This window comes from Flavobacterium petrolei (assembly GCF_003314435.2).
Taxonomy (GTDB): Bacteria; Bacteroidota; Bacteroidia; order Flavobacteriales; family Flavobacteriaceae; genus Flavobacterium; species Flavobacterium petrolei.
In genome coordinates this window covers 1-5,316 of record NZ_QNVY02000010.1, presented here as the reverse complement: position 1 = coordinate 5,316, position 5,316 = coordinate 1, and the positions used below count along the sequence as shown (strand labels likewise).

Below are 5,316 nucleotides of genomic sequence, written 5' to 3'. Positions count from 1 at the left end.
TTCAAAGAAAGGCGACGACATACTCTCCCACATAACTGCAGTACCATCTGCGCAGGCGGGCTTAACTACTCTGTTCGGGATGGGAAGAGGTGAGCCCCGCCGCAATAACCACCTTAAGAGGTTATAATTGCTTTGGGCAATTATTGTAATGTTGTTTACATTGTATTATAAACATCAATCACATAATATCTTAACATACTGAGATAAAGAGAAATTTTTTTTATTAGAAAGTTTCTTCTCTCCCGATTTGCATCGGGAGAGAAAAGCGTACATAAGCTTACGGGTTATTAGTACTACTCGACTATGACATTACTGCCTTTACATCTATAGCCTATCAACGTGGTCATCTCCCACGACCCTTAAAAGAAATCTCATCTTGTGGTGGGTTTCGCGCTTATATGCTTTCAGCGCTTATCCCTTCCAAACGTAGCTACTCTGCGATGCCACTGGCGTGACAACAGATACACTAGAGGTTTGTCCAATTCGGTCCTCTCGTACTAGAATCAGATCCACTCAAATTTCTTGCGCCCACAGTAGATAGAGACCGAACTGTCTCACGACGTTCTGAACCCAGCTCGCGTGCCACTTTAATGGGCGAACAGCCCAACCCTTGGGACCTTCTCCAGCCCCAGGATGTGACGAGCCGACATCGAGGTGCCAAACCCCCCCGTCGATATGAGCTCTTGGGGGAGATCAGCCTGTTATCCCCGGCGTACCTTTTATCCTTTGAGCGATGGCCCTTCCATGCGGAACCACCGGATCACTATGCTCTACTTTCGTACCTGATCGACCTGTATGTCTCTCAGTCAAGCTCCCTTATGCCATTGCACTCTACGCACGGTTACCAAGCGTACTGAGGGAACCTTTAGAAGCCTCCGTTACTCTTTTGGAGGCGACCACCCCAGTCAAACTACCCACCAAGCAATGTCCCCCGCTTAAGCGGGGTTAGGCCTCAGATAAACAAAGGGTTGTATTTCAACAATGACTCCACAACGCCTAGCGACGCCACTTCACAGTCTCCAACCTATCCTACACATCATTTATCCAAGGTCAATACTAAGCTATAGTAAAGGTGCACAGGGTCTTTTCGTCCCACTGCGGGTAAGCGGCATCTTCACCGCTACTACAATTTCACCGAGCTCATGGCTGAGACAGTGTCCAGATCGTTACACCATTCGTGCAGGTCGGAACTTACCCGACAAGGAATTTCGCTACCTTAGGACCGTTATAGTTACGGCCGCCGTTTACTGGGGCTTCATTTCAATGCTTCTCCGAAGATAACATCTCCACTTAACCTTCCAGCACCGGGCAGGTGTCAGGCCCTATACTTCATCTTACGATTTTGCAGAGCCCTGTGTTTTTGATAAACAGTCGCCTGGACCTCTTCACTGCGGCCAGCATTGCTGCTGGCGACCCTTCTCCCGAAGTTACGGGTCTATTTTGCCTAATTCCTTAGCCATGAATCTCTCGAGCACCTTAGGATTCTCTCCTCGACTACCTGTGTCGGTTTGCGGTACGGGTACTTATTACCTGAAGTTTAGAGGTTTTTCTTGGAAGCCCTTAGGCGCACTATCTCTTTGTCCGAAGACTCCGAGTACTATCGTATTTCCCCAAAACCCGTGGATTTGCCTGCGGGTCTTATAGGTAGGTACTTCAACGAACTATTCCGTCAGTTCGCGGCGCTTTCATCACTCCGTCACCCCATCACAGTAATAACTAGTACGGGAATATTAACCCGTTGTCCATCGACTGTCCCTTTCGGGTTCGCCTTAGGTCCCGACTAACCCACAGCTGATTAGCATAGCTGTGGAAACCTTAGTCTTTCGGTGTGCGGGTTTCTCGCCCGCATTATCGTTACTTATGCCTACATTTTCTTTTCTAACCAGTCCAGCATGCCTTACGACACACCTTCTACCCTGTTAGAATGCTCCCCTACCACTTAGAGTAAACTCTAAATCCATAGCTTCGGTAATATACTTATGCCCGATTATTATCCATGCTCGTCCGCTCGACTAGTGAGCTGTTACGCACTCTTTAAATGAATGGCTGCTTCCAAGCCAACATCCTAGCTGTCTATGCAGACAAACCTCGTTCTTTCAACTTAGTATATATTTGGGGACCTTAGCTGATGGTCTGGGTTCTTTCCCTCTCGGACTTGGACCTTAGCACCCAAGCCCTCACTGTTATGAAACATTATATAGCATTCGGAGTTTGTCAGGAATTGGTAGGCGGTGAAGCCCCCGCATCCAATCAGTAGCTCTACCTCTATATAACTTTACGCATAACGCTGCACCTAAATGCATTTCGGGGAGTACGAGCTATTTCCGAGTTTGATTGGCCTTTCACCCCTACCCACAGGTCATCCGAAGACTTTTCAACGTCAACCGGTTCGGACCTCCACACTGTGTTACCAGCGCTTCATCCTGCCCATGGGTAGATCACACGGTTTCGCGTCTAACACTACTGACTAAAGCGCCCTATTCAGACTCGCTTTCGCTACGGATCCGTGGCTTAACCACTTATCCTTGCCAGCAACGTTAACTCGTAGGCTCATTATGCAAAAGGCACGCCGTCACCCCACGAAAGGGCTCCGACCGCTTGTAAGCGTATGGTTTCAGGATCTATTTCACTCCGTTATTCACGGTTCTTTTCACCTTTCCCTCACGGTACTGGTTCACTATCGGTCTCTCAGGAGTATTTAGCCTTAGCGGATGGTCCCGCCAAATTCAGACAGGATTTCTCGTGTCCCGCCCTACTCAGGATACCACTATCGTTATCTTCTTTTACTTATACAGGGCTATCACCTTCTTTGGCTCTACTTTCCAGTAGATTCTAATTCAATCCGCAACAAATGTCGTGGTCCTACAACCCCAATATTGCCGTAACAACATTGGTTTGGGCTAATCCGCGTTCGCTCGCCACTACTTACGGAATCACTTTTGTTTTCTTCTCCTCCGCCTACTTAGATGTTTCAGTTCAGCGGGTTTGCCCACCTATCGGTGTACTATGTCTTCAACATAGTGGGTTGCCCCATTCAGGTATCTACGGATCATATCGTGTGTGCCAATCCCCGTAGCTTTTCGCAGCTTATCACGCCTTTCATCGCCTCTGAGAGCCAAGGCATCCCCCATACGCCCTTATTTTGCTTATTGTACCAATCTTAAAATTAATTAAGACCGTTTCTTTTACTTGTCTAATGATAAACAAGCAAAAAATGCTTTCTACTTTTTATTATTTTCTTATCTCAATATGTCAATGAACTTTTATCCTTTCGGATCTGTGGAGAATAACGGAGTCGAACCGTTGACCTCCTGCGTGCAAGGCAGGCGCTCTAGCCAGCTGAGCTAATCCCCCAATCTAATTATGAATTGTGAATTATGAATTATGAAATATTTTCATAACTCCTCAACTCTAGAATTTCTTCTTTTCTTCTAAGTATAAATAGTTGTCTCGGACAGACTCGAACTGTCGACCCCTACATTATCAGTGTAGTACTCTAACCAGCTGAGCTACGAGACACTCTTATTCTTAAATGGTATTATTTGAACTAACAGCAAGAGTAATAAAATGTTGGTATCTGTTTCCAACTTGAACTTTCGTCTTCTTTCCCTAGCGTGTATTGCTACTAACACTAAGGCTCTAGAAAGGAGGTGTTCCAGCCGCACCTTCCGGTACGGCTACCTTGTTACGACTTAGCCCTAGTTACCAGTTTTACCCTAGGCAGCTCCTTGCGGTCACCGACTTCAGGCACCCCCAGCTTCCATGGCTTGACGGGCGGTGTGTACAAGGCCCGGGAACGTATTCACCGGATCATGGCTGATATCCGATTACTAGCGATTCCAGCTTCACGGAGTCGAGTTGCAGACTCCGATCCGAACTGTGACCGGTTTTATAGATTCGCTCCTGGTCGCCCAGTGGCTGCTCTCTGTACCGGCCATTGTAGCACGTGTGTAGCCCAAGGCGTAAGGGCCGTGATGATTTGACGTCATCCCCACCTTCCTCACAGTTTGCACTGGCAGTCTTGTTAGAGTTCCCGACATGACTCGCTGGCAACTAACAACAGGGGTTGCGCTCGTTATAGGACTTAACCTGACACCTCACGGCACGAGCTGACGACAACCATGCAGCACCTTGTAAATTGTCTTGCGAAAAGTCTGTTTCCAAACCGGTCAATCTACATTTAAGCCTTGGTAAGGTTCCTCGCGTATCATCGAATTAAACCACATGCTCCACCGCTTGTGCGGGCCCCCGTCAATTCCTTTGAGTTTCATTCTTGCGAACGTACTCCCCAGGTGGGATACTTATCACTTTCGCTTAGCCACTGAGATTGCTCCCAACAGCTAGTATCCATCGTTTACGGCGTGGACTACCAGGGTATCTAATCCTGTTCGCTACCCACGCTTTCGTCCATCAGCGTCAATATATTAGTAGTAACCTGCCTTCGCAATTGGTATTCCATGTAATCTCTAAGCATTTCACCGCTACACTACATATTCTAGTTACTTCCTAATAATTCAAGTCAGACAGTATCAATGGCCGTTCCACCGTTGAGCGATGGGCTTTCACCACTGACTTATCTGACCGCCTACGGACCCTTTAAACCCAATGATTCCGGATAACGCTTGGATCCTCCGTATTACCGCGGCTGCTGGCACGGAGTTAGCCGATCCTTATTCTTACGATACCGTCAAGACTCTACACGTAGAGTTGTTTCTTCTCGTATAAAAGCAGTTTACAATCCATAGGACCGTCATCCTGCACGCGGCATGGCTGGATCAGGCTTGCGCCCATTGTCCAATATTCCTCACTGCTGCCTCCCGTAGGAGTCTGGTCCGTGTCTCAGTACCAGTGTGGGGGATCTCCCTCTCAGGACCCCTACCCATCGTTGCCTTGGTAAGCCGTTACCTTACCAACTAGCTAATGGGACGCATGCTCATCTTTCACCGTTGTGACTTTAATATCATGTTGATGCCAACTCGATATACTATGAGGTATTAATCCAAATTTCTCTGGGCTATCCCTCTGTGAAAGGTAGATTGCATACGCGTTACGCACCCGTGCGCCGGTCTCTAATTCCGAAGAACTATACCCCTCGACTTGCATGTGTTAAGCCTGCCGCTAGCGTTCATCCTGAGCCAGGATCAAACTCTTCATCGTATATTGTTTGCTTGATTACTCAAGCTATTGTTATTCGACTAAATTCTAGTGGTTTTTTCAAATCTCTCGATTCTATTACTCTTATTCTTTTGCTTTAAGATCTCTCTTAAAACGGCTGTCAATTCAATATGTCTAGGAACGTGTTCTTATCTTGTTTTT

The 5,316-nt window shown here is 47.2% G+C and carries 2 tRNA genes and 3 rRNA genes; all 5 read right to left on the bottom strand.

Going from position 1 to position 5,316, the window contains the following annotated elements:
- Positions 1-6: 6 nt before the first annotated feature.
- The 5 genes from rrf to DR871_RS16245 all read right to left on the bottom strand — a co-directional run bounded on the left by rrf (position 7) and on the right by DR871_RS16245 (position 5,157).
- Positions 7-116, bottom strand: a 5S ribosomal RNA gene (gene rrf / locus DR871_RS16265).
- 151 nt (positions 117-267) lie between these two features.
- Positions 268-3,152, bottom strand: a 23S ribosomal RNA gene (locus tag DR871_RS16260).
- Between the two features lie 128 nt (positions 3,153-3,280).
- A tRNA-Ala gene (locus DR871_RS16255) sits at positions 3,281-3,354 on the bottom strand.
- A 91-nt stretch (positions 3,355-3,445) separates the two neighbouring features.
- Positions 3,446-3,519 (bottom strand) — tRNA-Ile (locus tag DR871_RS16250).
- 124 nt (positions 3,520-3,643) lie between these two features.
- A 16S ribosomal RNA gene (locus DR871_RS16245) occupies positions 3,644-5,157 on the bottom strand.
- The 16S, 23S and 5S rRNA genes sit together here with 2 tRNA genes alongside, the layout of an rRNA operon.
- Between the last annotated feature and the right edge of the window lie 159 nt (positions 5,158-5,316).